Origin of the sequence: Citrobacter sp. SX206, from assembly GCF_024181025.1 — a bacterium.
Lineage (GTDB): Bacteria > Pseudomonadota > Gammaproteobacteria > Enterobacterales > Enterobacteriaceae > Citrobacter > Citrobacter youngae.
On record NZ_CP049738.1, the window covers coordinates 1,674,271 to 1,688,242 of the forward strand.

The following is a 13,972-nucleotide window of genomic DNA, read 5'->3' on the forward strand; positions in this document are numbered from 1 at the left end:
GCACGGCCTGAATAATGGAGAAGACGATGAAATACGAATTAACCGCCACCGAAGCCCGTGTGATTGGCTGCTTATTAGAAAAACAGGTTACTACACCGGAACAATATCCCCTTTCCGTGAATGGTGTGGTGACCGCGTGTAATCAAAAAACCAACCGTGAACCGGTGATGAATCTATCGGAAGCCGACGTGCAGGATCAGCTTGATAACCTGGTAAAAAGGCATTTTCTGCGTACGGTTAGCGGCTTTGGTAATCGCGTGACCAAATACGAACAGCGGTTCTGTAATTCAGAGTTTGGCAATCTTAAGCTTAGCGCGGGTGAAGTGGCATTGATCACCACGCTGTTACTCCGTGGCGCTCAAACACCGGGTGAATTACGTAGCCGCGCATCCCGCATGTATGAGTTCAGCGATATGGCGGAAGTGGAGTCGACGCTGGAGAAACTGGCTACCCGGGAAGATGGCCCTTATGTGGTCCGCCTGGCGCGTGAACCTGGGAAACGAGAAAGTCGTTATATGCACCTGTTTTGTGGCGAGGTTGATGAGTCACTCGCTGCGGCAGATGAACCGCAGGCGGCGTCTGGAGATTTGCAGGCGCGTGTTGAAGCGCTGGAAACCGAAGTGGCAGAGTTGAAACAGCGGCTCGATTCGTTATTGGCACACCTGGGAGACTAACGTGGGAAAATTGCGTATTGGCGTGGTCGGGTTAGGGGGCATCGCGCAAAAGGCATGGTTGCCAGTGTTGGGCGCATCTGCGGACTGGACGCTGCAGGGCGCATGGTCTCCCTCGCGGGAAAAAGCGCAACGTATTTGTGAGACCTGGCGAATGCCATACGTTGATTCCGTACAGAATTTAGCGGCAACCTGCGATGCCGTTTTCGTTCATTCCAGTACCGCCACTCACTACGCCGTAGTGAGTGAGTTGCTGAATGCCGGCGTTCATGTTTGTGTGGACAAGCCGCTGGCAGAAAATCTGCGCGAAGCTGAACAACTGGTGGAGCTGGCGGCGCGGAAAAAACTGACGCTAATGGTTGGATTTAATCGTCGCTTTGCGCCGCTGTATCAGGATCTACAGGTGCAGTTGGGCAATGCGGCGTCAGTCCGTATGGACAAGCACCGTACGAACAGCGTCGGGCCGCACGATCTGCGTTTTACGCTGCTGGATGATTATCTGCACGTGATAGACACCGCGCTGTGGCTGGCAGGAGGAAAGGTTCAACTTAATGGTGGCACGCTGTTAACAAATGACATCGGTGAAATGCTTTATGCTGAACATCATTTTTCTGCCGATCAGCTACAGATAACCACCAGTATGCACCGCCGTGCTGGTAGCCAACGCGAGAGCGTGCAGGCGGTGACGGACGGTGGCCTGATTGACGTTACGGATATGCGTGAATGGCGCGAGGAACGTGGGCAAGGCGTAGTGCACAAGCCGGTAGCAGGCTGGCAAACCACCCTGGAACAGCGTGGTTTTGCCGGATGCGCACGTCATTTTATTGAGTGCGTGCAAAATCAGACGGTTCCGCAGACGGCAGGCGAACAGGCGCTACTGGCCCAGCGCGTTGTCGAAATGCTGTGGCGGGAGGCGATGGCGGAATAACCCCCTGTAACATCTGGCGGTAGTAATTCAATGTAATCCAGGTACTATATGCCAACTCAAAAATAACACCTCTTTTCAGCCCTTGACTGGTTTGTTGGCTTGATAAGACGCAAAGGCGTTGCCAGCAGGCACTGCGAAATTATCGGATATCGGCGCTTATGTCTTATCCGGTAAATGGGCTGATTATGCGGGGTTCTGCCTCAGAGTCTGGAATACAACATAGATGAATTTATTAAAATCGCTGGCAGCCGTCAGCTCGATGACGATGTTCTCACGTGTGCTGGGTTTTGCGCGTGATGCGATTGTCGCCAGAATCTTTGGCGCAGGGATGGCGACAGATGCCTTTTTTGTGGCATTCAAACTTCCTAACCTGCTGCGCCGCATTTTTGCTGAGGGAGCGTTCTCTCAGGCGTTTGTACCGATTCTTGCCGAATACAAAAGTAAGCAGGGCGAAGACGCCACCCGCGTGTTTGTCGCCTATGTTTCCGGGCTGTTGACGCTGGCGCTGGCCGTCGTCACGGTGGCCGGGATGCTTGCTGCGCCGTGGGTGATAATGGTCACCGCGCCAGGGTTTGCAGATACTGCAGATAAGTTCACACTGACCACCCAACTGCTGCGAATTACCTTTCCTTATATTCTGCTGATCTCATTGGCTTCGCTGGTGGGGGCAATCCTGAACACCTGGAACCGCTTTTCCATTCCGGCGTTTGCGCCCACGTTTCTGAATATCAGTATGATCGGCTTCGCGCTGTTTGCCGCGCCTTATTTCCATCCGCCGGTGCTGGCGCTGGCGTGGGCTGTCACCGTGGGCGGTGTGCTGCAATTGGTTTATCAGCTTCCACATTTGAAGAAAATTGGCATGCTGGTGCTGCCGCGCGTGAACTTCCACGATGCCGGGGCGATGCGCGTCGTGAAGCAAATGGGCCCGGCGATCCTTGGGGTCTCTGTCAGCCAGATTTCTCTCATCATCAATACGATTTTCGCCTCGTTTCTGGCTTCCGGCTCGGTTTCATGGATGTACTATGCCGACCGCCTGATGGAGTTTCCGTCTGGCGTACTCGGCGTAGCATTGGGGACTATCCTGCTGCCATCGCTGTCCAAAAGCTTTTCCAGCGGTAATCATGACGAGTATTGCCGTTTGATGGACTGGGGCCTGCGTTTGTGTTTTCTGCTGGCATTACCGAGCGCCGTAGCGTTGGGTATTCTGGCTAAACCGCTGACGGTTTCTCTGTTCCAGTACGGTAAATTTACCGCCTTTGATGCTGCCATGACCCAGCGTGCGCTGGTGGCGTACTCGGTTGGTTTGATTGGCTTGATCGTGGTGAAAGTGTTGGCTCCAGGTTTCTATTCGCGCCAGGATATTAAAACGCCGGTAAAGATTGCCATTGTAACGCTGATTATGACCCAGGTAATGAACCTGGCGTTTATCGGGCCGCTGAAGCATGCCGGGCTGTCGCTGTCGATTGGTCTGGCAGCGTGTCTGAACGCGTCATTGCTGTACTGGCAGTTGCGTAAGCAGAAAATCTTTACTCCCCAACCGGGTTGGGCCTGGTTCCTGATGCGACTGGTTATTTCTGTGCTGGTGATGTCGGCCGCGCTGGTAGGGATGCTTTACATGATGCCGGACTGGTCTCAAGGTACGATGTTATGGCGTTTGTTGCGTCTGATGGCCGTCGTGGTGGTAGGTATTGCAGCTTACTTTGCTGCGCTCGCCGTGCTGGGCTTTAAAGTGAAAGAGTTTGTACGCCGGACGGCGTAATGAACATCCGATGCCGGATGGCGGCGCAACGCCGCATCCGGCCAACAGAATAGCGTTGCCTGATAAGCACAAGGCCATCAGGCAATCATCAAATAGAGAATTTCTTCCCGCCGCGATGTGCCGCAGAGGTCTGGCCGTTCGCGCCATACAGCGTCGGCTCCTGGTGCGGTTTCAGCACTTGAATTGCCTGTTGATTGCGTTCGATTTGCCCTTCGAGCAGCCAGCCATTGTGCTGGTTGAGATCGCGCAAATGCTGTGTCTTCCTGGTGATAGTCTGCCAGCGCTCGGCAATCTCATCATTGGCGCTGCGCGTGGCATCATTTTCCAGGCGGCGCTGCTGTTCCAGATAATCGAGGGTGGCCAGCAAAGAACTTTTTTCTTCTGTAATTCGCTGTAGCTGGCTACCGTTGATCTGCCCTGCAGAAAGCTGATGCTGCTCAGCATCCATCACCGTTTTCAGGTCATTGAGGACGGTCGTCATCTGATCAAGTATTTCTGACAAACGAGTCATACTTTATTTACTCTGTAGGTAGCTCTGTGCCTCGCGGATCAGCGAGTCGGCAATTTTTCCGGTATCCATTTTCAGCTCGCCGTTACGGATCGCGGTTTTCAGCGCTTCGACACGTTCCATGTTGATGTCATTGGTGCCGGGCTGCATCAGTTTGGCCTGAGCGTCACTCAGCATTACGCTGGTGCTGTTTGTCGTCGCTGTTTTTTCCTTCCGCGCTTTTTGTACCGGCGAGTCGCTGGTTTCGCGTGGCTGGACAGTGCTTACTGGCTTCAATGGTGAGGTACGATCAATACTCATTTTTTCTATCCTCATCGAGGGGTTACGCTATAGCGACCCGCTTTAATCATTGGTTGATTATCTATCGGCACTCGCTAAAAAATCTTTAACCTATTATAGGTTAATAAGAATATTCCCATCAGAATCGACGATTCCACTCACCACCTGACCCGAAATCATCCGCACTCGTGCGTTTTGCGCGACGGCTGCATTGTTGAGCGCTTTACCTTCGGCATTGACCCGAAAGCCGTCTCCGTTGGCGATAACCATCACGCGTTGACCCGCTTTTATCCGCCATGCCTGGCGCAACATTGTGAGCTGGATTGGCTGACCCGGAACCAGGTCGCGCAGGCTCACGGCATCCTGAACCTGATTAATGTCCAGTACGGCGCGAGGCGGCAGTTGATCCAGACGACCTCGTTTTAGCGTTACGCTGGCCGCGTTCAGGGCGCTTCCTCGGGCAACAGGGGCTGCTGCGACAACATAGTTGCCGGTGGCTTGCACAGTGACCTGCAGATAGCGTTTTTCATTGGCGCAGCGGGCCAGTACGTTCACGTTACCCCACAGTTTCGCACTGCCGGACACGCTCAGCGCAGGCTGGTCACAGCTGGGCTGCAAGTTTGGCGGCGTACGGACAGTGACGACCACCTCATCGCTAAACCCGGCCAGGCGCTGGGAAAACCACGCGGTTAACTGCGAATTCAGGTCTTGTGCCAGCGTCATAGGGCTGAACAGCAGTGCTGCCACAACTATTCCACGTTTAAACGTTTGCATCAAAACCTCGCGCTTTTTCAGGTAGTGGCAGGATTCTACCTGTGTGACGCAGTCATCAACGCAACAAATAGCGACGCATTTTGCGTTTATTCCGGCGATAACGCGCGCGTGATGGGATTTAAGCTGTCGGCTGAATTTTGTCATTTGCGGAGGAGATATGCTCGATAAGCTCGACGCCGCCTTACGTTTTCAACAGGAAGCGCTGAATTTGCGCGCCCAACGCCAGGAAATATTAGCGGCCAACATTGCCAATGCCGACACGCCGGGGTATCAGGCGCGCGACCTGGATTTCGCCAGTGAATTAAAAAAAGTCATGGTGCGCGGGCGGGAAGAAACCGGCGGTGTTTCGTTGACGCTGACCTCTGCACAACACATTCCTGCCCAGACTGTCTCGGCGCCATCTACGGAGTTGCTCTATCGCATTCCTGACCAGCCGTCTCTGGATGGCAACACGGTGGATATGGACCGGGAGCGTACGCAGTTTGCGGATAACAGCCTGAAGTACCAGATGGGGCTTACCGCGTTAGGTGGGCAAATCAAGGGCATGATGAACGTGCTGCAAGGAGGGAACTAACCCGTGGCGTTGCTCAATATTTTTGATATCGCAGGTTCTGCGCTGACGGCTCAGTCTCAGCGTCTGAACGTGGCTGCCAGCAACATGGCGAACGCCGATAGCGTGACCGGACCTGATGGTCAGCCGTATCGCGCAAAACAGGTTGTTTTTCAGGTCGATGCAGCGCCAGGCGCAGCAACCGGTGGCGTAAAAGTCGCTGACGTCATTGAAAGTCAGGCGCCGGACAAGCTGGTTTATGAGCCGGGCAATCCGCTGGCGGATGCGAATGGCTACGTAAAAATGCCGAATGTCGACGTGGTCGGCGAGATGGTTAACACCATGTCTGCTTCACGCAGCTATCAGGCAAACGTTGAAGTGCTCAATACCGTAAAAAGCTTGATGCTTAAAACGCTGACGCTGGGCCAGTAAAGGAGGCGCACATGTCCGTTGCTGTAAAAATGAATGACCCGAGTACGTCGGGTGTTAATGCTGCCACTGGCAAAAGTTCGCTGACAGGGAGCAACGCGGCTGATCTGCAAAGCAGCTTTCTGACGCTTCTGGTCGCGCAGTTAAAAAACCAGGACCCGACCAACCCGCTGCAAAACAATGAGTTGACTACCCAGTTAGCGCAAATTAGTACCGTAAGCGGCATTGAAAAATTGAATACCACACTGGGATCGATCTCCGGACAGATTGATAGCAGCCAGTCGTTACAGGCCAGTACGCTGATTGGTCATGGCGTCATGATCCCAGGGACCACCATTCTGACCGGTAAAGGTGCAGAAGAAGGGGCAACGACGACCACGACGCCGTTTGGCGTTGAGCTGCAGCAACCGGCAGATAAGGTTACCGCAACCATTACCGATAAAGACGGCAAGGTGGTACGCACCATTGATATTGGCGGGTTGAAAGCGGGCGTTCACACCTTTACCTGGGATGGCACCATGACGGACGGCACGGATGCGCCGAGCGGTTCGTATAACGTTTCGATTGCGGCCAGCAACGCCGGAACGCAACTTGTGGCGCAGCCTCTACAGTTTGCGCTGGTGCAGGGTGTTATCCGCAGTAACGGCGGTAATACGCTGGACCTGGGCACCTATGGAACCACCACCCTCGACGAAGTACGGCAGATAATTTAAGCCTTCACACTTATCAGGAGTAAGTCATGGCCTTTTCACAAGCGGTCAGCGGTCTGAACGCTGCAGCGACCAACCTCGATGTCATTGGTAACAACATCGCCAACTCCGCCACTTACGGTTTTAAATCCGGTACGGCATCCTTTGCCGATATGTTCGCCGGTTCTAAAGTGGGTTTGGGCGTTAAAGTTGCGGGTATTACCCAGGACTTTACCGATGGTACCACCACCAACACTGGACGTGGGCTGGATGTGGCTATCAGCCAGAACGGTTTTTTCCGTATGGTTGACAGCAATGGTTCTGTTTTCTTCAGCCGTAACGGTCAGTTCAAGCTCGATGAAAACCGTAATATCGTTAACATGCAGGGACTGAAACTGACGGGCTATCCGGCGACCGGTACGCCGCCGACAGTTCAGCAGGGTGCGAACCCGGGGCCGATCACGATCCCCAATACATTGATGGCGGCACAGGCAACCAGCAAGGCCTCAATGCAGATCAACCTGAACTCGTCGGATAAAATCCCGACAACGACAAAGTTCGATCCGAAAGATGCTGACAGCTATAACAAAAAAGGCCCTGTCACCGTTTATGACAGCCTGGGCAATGCCCACGAAGTTAACGCCTATTTTGTAAAACAGCCTGATAACAAATGGGCTGTCTATACCATTGATAGCAGCGATCCTAAGGCTGCTGTACCAACCGCACCGACGTCCACGCTGGAATTTGATACCAATGGGGCGCTAATCGGCGGCGGTACATTCAATATCACCACAGCTGCGCTCAATGGCGCACCGGCCGTCACCTTCGCAATGAGTTTCCAGAACTCCATGCAGCAGAACACCGGTGCAAACAACATTGTGGCCACTAACCAGGACGGCTACAAACCGGGCGATCTGGTGAGCTACCAGATTAACAATGACGGTACCGTAGTCGGTAACTACTCCAACGAACAGAAACAGGTTCTGGGACAGATCGTGCTGGCAAACTTTGCCAACAACGAAGGTCTGGCGTCTCAGGGCGATAACGTCTGGGCAGCAACTCAGGCTTCCGGTGTGGCGCTGCTGGGTACCGCGGGTACGGGTAACTTCGGCAAGCTGACCAACGGTGCGTTGGAAGCTTCTAACGTGGATTTGAGTAAAGAACTGGTGAATATGATCGTCGCTCAGCGTAACTATCAGTCGAATGCGCAGACCATCAAAACCCAGGATCAGATCCTTAACACGCTGGTCAACCTGCGCTAAGCGCCTGACGGGATGGCTTAATGGATCACGCAATATATACCGCCATGGGCGCGGCCAGTCAGACGCTGAATCAACAGGCGGTGACGGCCAGCAACCTGGCAAATGCCTCCACACCGGGTTTTCGTGCTCAGCTCAACGCGCTGCGTGCGGTTCCCGTAGAAGGGCTTTCGCTGCCAACGCGTACGCTGGTGGTCGCCTCAACGCCTGGGGCCGATATGACGCCAGGCCAGATGGATTATACCTCCCGTCCGCTGGATGTGGCTTTGCAGCAGGATGGCTGGTTGGCTGTGCAGACCGCCGATGGTAGCGAAGGATACACCCGCAATGGCGCAATTCAGGTGAGTCCAACCGGTGAACTGACCATTCAGGGACATCCGGTGATCGGCGAAGCTGGGCCTATAGCGGTACCGGAAGGGTCGGAAGTGACTATCGCCGCTGACGGAACGATTTCGGCGCTCAACCCCGGCGATCCTGCGAATACGGTGGCGCCAGTAGGACGTCTGAAGCTGGTTAAAGCGACGGGAAGTGAAGTGCAACGTGGTGATGACGGTATGTTCCGTCTGAGTGCGGCAGCGCAGGCTACCCGGGGACCGACACTGCAAGCCGACCCCAGCATCCGCGTGATGTCGGGTGTACTGGAAGGCAGTAACGTCAAACCGGTTGCCGCGATGAGCGATATGATCGCCAGCGCTCGCCGCTTCGAAATGCAGATGAAGATTATCAGTAGCGTGGATGATAACGCAGGCCGTGCCAACCAACTGCTGTCGATGAGTTAATACAGGACATTTTATGATCAATTCATTATGGATCGCCAAAACCGGCCTGGACGCGCAGCAAACCAACATGGATGTGATTGCCAACAACCTGGCAAACGTCAGTACTAATGGTTTTAAACGCCAGCGTGCGGTGTTTGAAGATCTGCTGTACCAGACGATTCGCCAGCCTGGCGCTCAGTCTTCTGAACAGACAACGCTGCCGTCTGGTTTGCAGATTGGTACCGGTGTGCGTCCGGTTGCGACCGAACGTTTACACAGTCAGGGCAACCTGTCGCAGACCAACAACAGTAAAGATGTGGCGATTAAAGGCCAGGGGTTTTTCCAGGTCATGCTACCAGATGGCACGTCAGCTTATACCCGTGATGGCTCTTTCCAGGTGGATCAGAACGGTCAGTTGGTAACGGCGGGGGGGTTTCAGGTGCAGCCTGCAATCACTATTCCGGCTAACTCGCTGAGCATCACGATTGGACGCGACGGTATTGTCAGTGTGACTCAGCAGGGCCAGGCTGCGCCTGTTCAGGTGGGACAGCTCAACCTGACGACCTTCATGAACGATACCGGCCTGGAAAGTATTGGTGAGAATCTGTACACCGAAACGCAATCGTCCGGCGCACCGAACGAAAGCACGCCGGGGCTGAACGGTGCGGGCCTGTTGTACCAGGGTTATGTGGAAACCTCTAACGTCAACGTGGCGGAAGAACTGGTCAACATGATCCAGGTTCAACGTGCTTATGAAATCAACAGTAAAGCGGTATCGACCACCGATCAGATGCTGCAGAAACTGACGCAACTCTAAAGTGACGTCCGGTGGGGTGAAAGCCTCACCGGCGCACTGATTTTGAAGATGAAGGCAATGCGAAAATACGCGCTTCACCCATACCCGATTTTGGCCCTGCTGGTGGTTTCACTGACAGGATGCGCCTGGATCCCGGCCACTCCGCTCGTGCAGGGCGCGACGACTGCCCAGCCAGTTCCAGGCCCGACGCCGGTGGCGAATGGATCAATATTTCAGTCTGCGCAGCCGATTAATTATGGCTACCAGCCGTTATTTGAAGACCGCCGTCCGCGCAATATTGGCGATACGTTGACTATCGTATTGCAGGAAAACGTCAGTGCGAGCAAAAGCTCCTCGGCGAATGCCAGTCGTGATGGCAAAACTAACTTTGGGTTTGACACGGTACCGCGTTACCTGCAGGGATTATTTGGCAATGAGCGTGCCGACGTAGAGGCTTCTGGCGGCAACTCGTTTAACGGCAAAGGCGGCGCGAACGCCAGGAACACCTTCAGTGGTACGTTGACTGTGACGGTTGACCAGGTACTGGTGAATGGCAATTTACATGTCGTGGGTGAAAAACAGATCGCCATTAACCAGGGCACTGAATTCATTCGCTTCTCTGGGGTTGTTAACCCGCGCACCATTAGCGGCAGCAACTCTGTACCGTCAACGCAGGTTGCGGATGCGCGTATTGAATATGTCGGTAACGGCTATATCAATGAAGCGCAGAATATGGGCTGGTTGCAGCGTTTCTTCCTTAATTTATCGCCGATGTAAGCGAGGTATCCAGTGTTTAAAACTCTTGTTGGAATGGTACTGGTACTGGCTACCACCTTTGCGCATGCCGATCGCATTCGTGATCTGACCAGCGTGCAGGGCGTGCGGGAAAACTCGCTGATAGGCTACGGGCTGGTGGTCGGGCTGGACGGTACGGGTGACCAGACCACCCAGACACCGTTTACGACACAAACGCTGAATAACATGCTGTCGCAGTTGGGGATCACCGTGCCTACCGGCACCAATATGCAGCTGAAAAACGTGGCAGCGGTAATGGTCACCGCGCAGTTCCCGGCCTTTGGTCGTCAGGGGCAAACCATTGACGTAGTGGTCTCTTCAATGGGTAACGCCAAAAGCCTGCGCGGCGGAACGCTGCTGATGACGCCGCTGAAAGGGGTCGATAGCCAGGTGTATGCGTTGGCGCAGGGGAATATTCTGGTCGGTGGTGCAGGCGCCGCAGCGGGTGGTAGCAGCGTGCAGGTGAACCAGCTCAATGGCGGACGTATTACCAACGGCGCGACCATCGAACGCGAATTACCCAGCCAGTTCGGCGGCGGTAACACCATTAATTTGCAGCTGAATAATGAAGATTTCACCATGGCGCAGCAAATTACCGACACCATTAACCGCTCGCGCGGCTTTGGCAGCGCAACAGCGCTGGATGCACGCACGATCCAGGTACGCGTCCCGAATGGCAATAGCTCGCAGGTACGTTTCCTCGCGGATATCCAGAATATGGAAGTGAACGTCACGCCGCAGGACGCGAAGGTGATTATTAACTCCCGTACGGGATCGGTGGTCATGAACCGCGAGGTGACGCTGGATAGTTGCGCTGTTGCACAAGGCAATCTGTCGATTACGGTTAACCGCCAGGCGAATGTCAGCCAACCGGATACACCGTTTGGTGGTGGACAAACCGTGGTGACGCCACAAACGCAGATCGATCTGCGCCAGAGCGGTGGTTCGTTGCAGAGCGTTCGTTCCAGCGCCAACCTGAACAACGTCGTACGTGCATTGAATGCGCTGGGAGCAACACCGATGGACCTGATGTCTATCCTGCAATCCATGCAAAGTGCGGGTTGTCTGCGCGCCAAACTGGAAATCATCTGATGATTGGTGATAGCAAACTGCTGACCAGCGCCGCCTGGGATGCACAATCACTGAACGAACTGAAAGCGAAAGCGGGTCAGGACCCGGCGGCAAATATCCGCCCGGTCGCCCGCCAGGTTGAAGGGATGTTCGTGCAGATGATGCTGAAAAGTATGCGCGAGGCGTTGCCAAAAGACGGTGTGTTTAGCAGCGACTCCACGCGTTTATACACCAGCATGTATGACCAACAGATCGCCCAGCAGATGACGGCAGGAAAAGGTCTGGGGCTGGCTGAAATGATGGTCAAGCAGATGACCGAAGGGCAGGCGCAACCTGCGGATGATGCGCCGCAGGTGCCGATGAAGTTCTCGCTGGAAACGGTGACCAGCTATCAAAATCAGGCGCTGACGCAACTGGTGCGTAAAGCCATTCCCCGGGCGACGGAAAGCAATGATGAGCCGCTGTCGGGTGACAGTAAAGACTTTCTGGCTCAACTTTCTCTGCCGGCAAAACTGGCCAGTCAGCAGAGTGGGGTTCCTCATCATCTGATTCTGGCGCAGGCGGCGCTGGAGTCCGGGTGGGGGCAACGACAAATTCGACGGGAGAACGGCGAGCCGAGTTTTAACATTTTTGGTGTGAAAGCCTCGGGAAGCTGGAAAGGGCCGACCACTGAAATCACCACCACCGAATACGAAAACGGTGAGGCGAAAAAAGTGAAAGCGAAATTCCGTGTTTATAGCTCCTATCTTGAAGCACTGTCGGATTATGTCGGTCTGATATCCCGCAATCCGCGTTACGCAGCGGTGACCGGTGCCGCGACCGCAGAGCAGGGTGCCCAGGCATTGCAGAATGCGGGTTACGCCACTGACCCTAACTATGCGCGCAAATTAACCAGCATGATCCAGCAGCTAAAATCGATGAGCGAAAAGGTGAGTAAAACCTACAGCACGAATCTCGATAATCTCTTTTAAATAGCTCAAGTCTGCTGACCTGCTGCCGATAATACCGAGTATTGAAGGATTACAAGGAACCTCCATGTCCAGCTTGATTAATAACGCGATGAGTGGACTCAGCGCAGCGCAGGCCGCGTTGAACACTGCCAGTAATAACATCTCCAGCTATAACGTTGCCGGCTATACCCGACAAACGACAATTATGGCGCAAGCGAACAGCACGCTGGGTGCGGGGGGCTGGGTCGGCAATGGTGTCTATGTTTCTGGCGTACAGCGTGAGTATGACTCATTTATCACTAATCAGTTACGTGCGGCGCAGAACCAGAGCAGCGGTCTGACGACACGTTACGAGCAAATGTCAAAAATCGACAACCTGCTCGCCAGCAAAACCAGTTCGATCTCAACGTCGATGCAGGGCTTTTTTACCAGCCTACAGACGTTGGTGAGTAACGCAGAAGATCCGGCGGCGCGTCAGGCACTTATCGGTAAAGCTGATGGCTTAGTCAATCAGTTCAGAACGACGGACCAATATCTGCGCGATCAGGATAAGCAAGTCAATATTGCGATTAAGGCCAGCGTCGATCAAATCAACAACTATTCGAAGCAAATTGCCAGCCTTAACGACCAAATCTCCCGTTTGACCGGCGTTGGTGCGGGTGCATCACCTAACGATCTGCTCGATCAGCGCGATCAACTGGTGAGTGATCTGAACAAGATTGTCGGTGTGGAAGTCAGCATTCAGGACGGCGGCACCTACAACGTGACCATGGCGAATGGCTATTCGCTGGTGCAAGGCAGCAATGCTCGCCAACTGGCTGCTGTACCTTCCAGCGATGATCCCTCTCGCACGACCGTCGCTTATGTTGACGGCGTGGCCGGAGAAGTTGCCATCCCGGAAAAACTGATCACGACCGGTTCGCTGGGCGGGCTGTTGACGTTCCGTTCGCAGGAACTCGACCAGACGCGTAATACCCTTGGTCAGTTGGCCCTCGCCTTTGCTGATGCGTTTAACACGCAGCACAAAGAAGGTTTTGATGCCAACGGCGACCCGGGCAAAAACTTTTTCGATATTGGTGGCCCGGCAGTCCTTAGCAATACGAAGAATAAAGGGACCGGTGCGCTTGATGTTAAAATGACGGATAGCTCGTCGGTGCAGGCAACCGACTATAAAATTACGTTTGATGGTACTGACTGGCAGGTAACCCGTCTGGCTGACAATACCAGCTTTAAGCCGACGGTTACTGGCGGAAAAATGTCCTTTGATGGGCTGGAAATCACCGTCAAAAATGGTGCGCTGGCAAATGACAGCTTTACGGTGAAACCCGTGGGTGACGCCATTATTAATATGAAAGTGGCGGTGACCGATGAGTCGAAAATCGCCATGGCTGAAGTGTCCAAAAATGACACTGATCCCAATGTTGATAAAGGTAAAAGCGATAACCGTAACGGCCAGAAACTGCTGGATCTGCAAACCAAGGCAACCATCGGGAATAAAACCTTTAACGATGCTTACGCTACGCTGGTGAGCGATGTCGGGAACAAAACGGCGACCTTAAAAACCAGCAGCACCACGCAAAACAACGTGGTCACGCAGCTTTCAAATCAGCAACAGTCTATTTCCGGGGTTAACCTCGACGAAGAGTACGGGAATTTGCAGCGTTATCAGCAGTATTACCTGGCCAACGCTCAGGTACTGCAAACGGCGAATTCGCTCTTTGATGCACTGCTGAATATTCGCTAAGGGAGAGGAACT

Annotated in this window: 16 protein-coding genes; 13 read left to right on the plus strand and 3 right to left on the minus strand. The window is 53.9% G+C overall.

Features of this window, described 5'->3' with window-relative positions; all coding sequences use genetic code 11:
- Window positions 1–26 precede the first annotated feature (26 nt).
- The 3 genes from G8S19_RS08050 (at window position 27) to murJ (ending at window position 3,358) form a co-directional block, all read left to right on the plus strand.
- Entirely contained in the window at window positions 27–674 is a 648-nt protein-coding gene (locus G8S19_RS08050; protein ID WP_048211222.1) for a YceH family protein, read from the plus strand.
- A gap of 1 nt (window position 675) precedes the next feature.
- The gene (locus G8S19_RS08055; RefSeq protein WP_115643185.1) at window positions 676–1,599 is read left to right on the plus strand and encodes a Gfo/Idh/MocA family protein; all 924 of its coding nucleotides are present in this window, start codon (window positions 676–678) and stop codon (window positions 1,597–1,599) included.
- Window positions 1,600–1,822: 223 nt separating this feature from the next.
- Entirely contained in the window at window positions 1,823–3,358 is a 1,536-nt protein-coding gene (gene murJ, locus G8S19_RS08060; protein ID WP_101742057.1) for a murein biosynthesis integral membrane protein MurJ, read from the plus strand.
- Window positions 3,359–3,446: 88 nt separating this feature from the next.
- Here murJ and flgN read toward each other — a convergent pair whose 3' ends face one another.
- The 3 genes from flgN to flgA form a co-directional block, all read right to left on the minus strand.
- The gene (flgN, locus tag G8S19_RS08065) at window positions 3,447–3,869 is read right to left on the minus strand and encodes a flagella biosynthesis chaperone FlgN (RefSeq protein ID WP_048211225.1); all 423 of its coding nucleotides are present in this window, start codon (window positions 3,867–3,869) and stop codon (window positions 3,447–3,449) included.
- A gap of 3 nt (window positions 3,870–3,872) precedes the next feature.
- Complete coding sequence (gene flgM, locus G8S19_RS08070; RefSeq protein ID WP_005129057.1) at window positions 3,873–4,166, minus strand: flagellar biosynthesis anti-sigma factor FlgM; 294 nt, start codon at window positions 4,164–4,166, stop codon at window positions 3,873–3,875.
- A 93-nt stretch (window positions 4,167–4,259) separates the two neighbouring features.
- Complete coding sequence (flgA, locus tag G8S19_RS08075) at window positions 4,260–4,919, minus strand: flagellar basal body P-ring formation chaperone FlgA (RefSeq protein WP_061068834.1); 660 nt, start codon at window positions 4,917–4,919, stop codon at window positions 4,260–4,262.
- A gap of 157 nt (window positions 4,920–5,076) precedes the next feature.
- On the opposite strand from flgA, the gene flgB reads away from it, so the two are divergent.
- The 10 genes from flgB to flgK all read left to right on the plus strand — a co-directional run bounded on the left by flgB (window position 5,077) and on the right by flgK (window position 13,960).
- Window positions 5,077–5,493, plus strand: a complete 417-nt coding sequence (gene flgB, locus G8S19_RS08080) for a flagellar basal body rod protein FlgB (RefSeq protein ID WP_003036189.1) — start codon at window positions 5,077–5,079, stop codon at window positions 5,491–5,493.
- A 3-nt stretch (window positions 5,494–5,496) separates the two neighbouring features.
- Window positions 5,497–5,901 (plus strand): flagellar basal body rod protein FlgC, encoded by a 405-nt coding sequence (gene flgC, locus G8S19_RS08085; RefSeq protein ID WP_045441655.1) that lies wholly within the window; start codon window positions 5,497–5,499, stop codon window positions 5,899–5,901.
- A gap of 11 nt (window positions 5,902–5,912) precedes the next feature.
- On the plus strand, window positions 5,913–6,611 hold the full coding sequence (gene flgD, locus G8S19_RS08090; RefSeq protein WP_040230672.1) for a flagellar hook assembly protein FlgD: 699 nt from the start codon (window positions 5,913–5,915) through the stop codon (window positions 6,609–6,611).
- 26 nt (window positions 6,612–6,637) lie between these two features.
- Window positions 6,638–7,849, plus strand: a complete 1,212-nt coding sequence (gene flgE / locus G8S19_RS08095; protein WP_048211226.1) for a flagellar hook protein FlgE — start codon at window positions 6,638–6,640, stop codon at window positions 7,847–7,849.
- 20 nt (window positions 7,850–7,869) lie between these two features.
- Window positions 7,870–8,625 (plus strand): flagellar basal body rod protein FlgF, encoded by a 756-nt coding sequence (locus tag G8S19_RS08100; RefSeq protein WP_048211227.1) that lies wholly within the window; start codon window positions 7,870–7,872, stop codon window positions 8,623–8,625.
- Window positions 8,626–8,638: 13 nt separating this feature from the next.
- On the plus strand, window positions 8,639–9,421 hold the full coding sequence (flgG, locus tag G8S19_RS08105; RefSeq protein WP_005129045.1) for a flagellar basal-body rod protein FlgG: 783 nt from the start codon (window positions 8,639–8,641) through the stop codon (window positions 9,419–9,421).
- A gap of 57 nt (window positions 9,422–9,478) precedes the next feature.
- Window positions 9,479–10,177, plus strand: coding sequence for a flagellar basal body L-ring protein FlgH (gene flgH / locus G8S19_RS08110; protein ID WP_003836756.1), 699 nt, complete (start codon window positions 9,479–9,481; stop codon window positions 10,175–10,177).
- 33 nt (window positions 10,178–10,210) lie between these two features.
- Entirely contained in the window at window positions 10,211–11,287 is a 1,077-nt protein-coding gene (locus G8S19_RS08115) for a flagellar basal body P-ring protein FlgI (protein WP_086523801.1), read from the plus strand.
- Window positions 11,287–12,237 (plus strand): flagellar assembly peptidoglycan hydrolase FlgJ, encoded by a 951-nt coding sequence (gene flgJ, locus G8S19_RS08120; RefSeq protein WP_061068124.1) that lies wholly within the window; start codon window positions 11,287–11,289, stop codon window positions 12,235–12,237. Before G8S19_RS08115 ends, flgJ begins: the two co-directional genes overlap by 1 nt.
- A gap of 64 nt (window positions 12,238–12,301) precedes the next feature.
- A complete protein-coding gene (gene flgK, locus G8S19_RS08125; RefSeq protein WP_048211230.1) occupies window positions 12,302–13,960 on the plus strand; it encodes a flagellar hook-associated protein FlgK in 1,659 nt (552 codons plus the stop codon).
- Window positions 13,961–13,972: the final 12 nt, after the last annotated feature.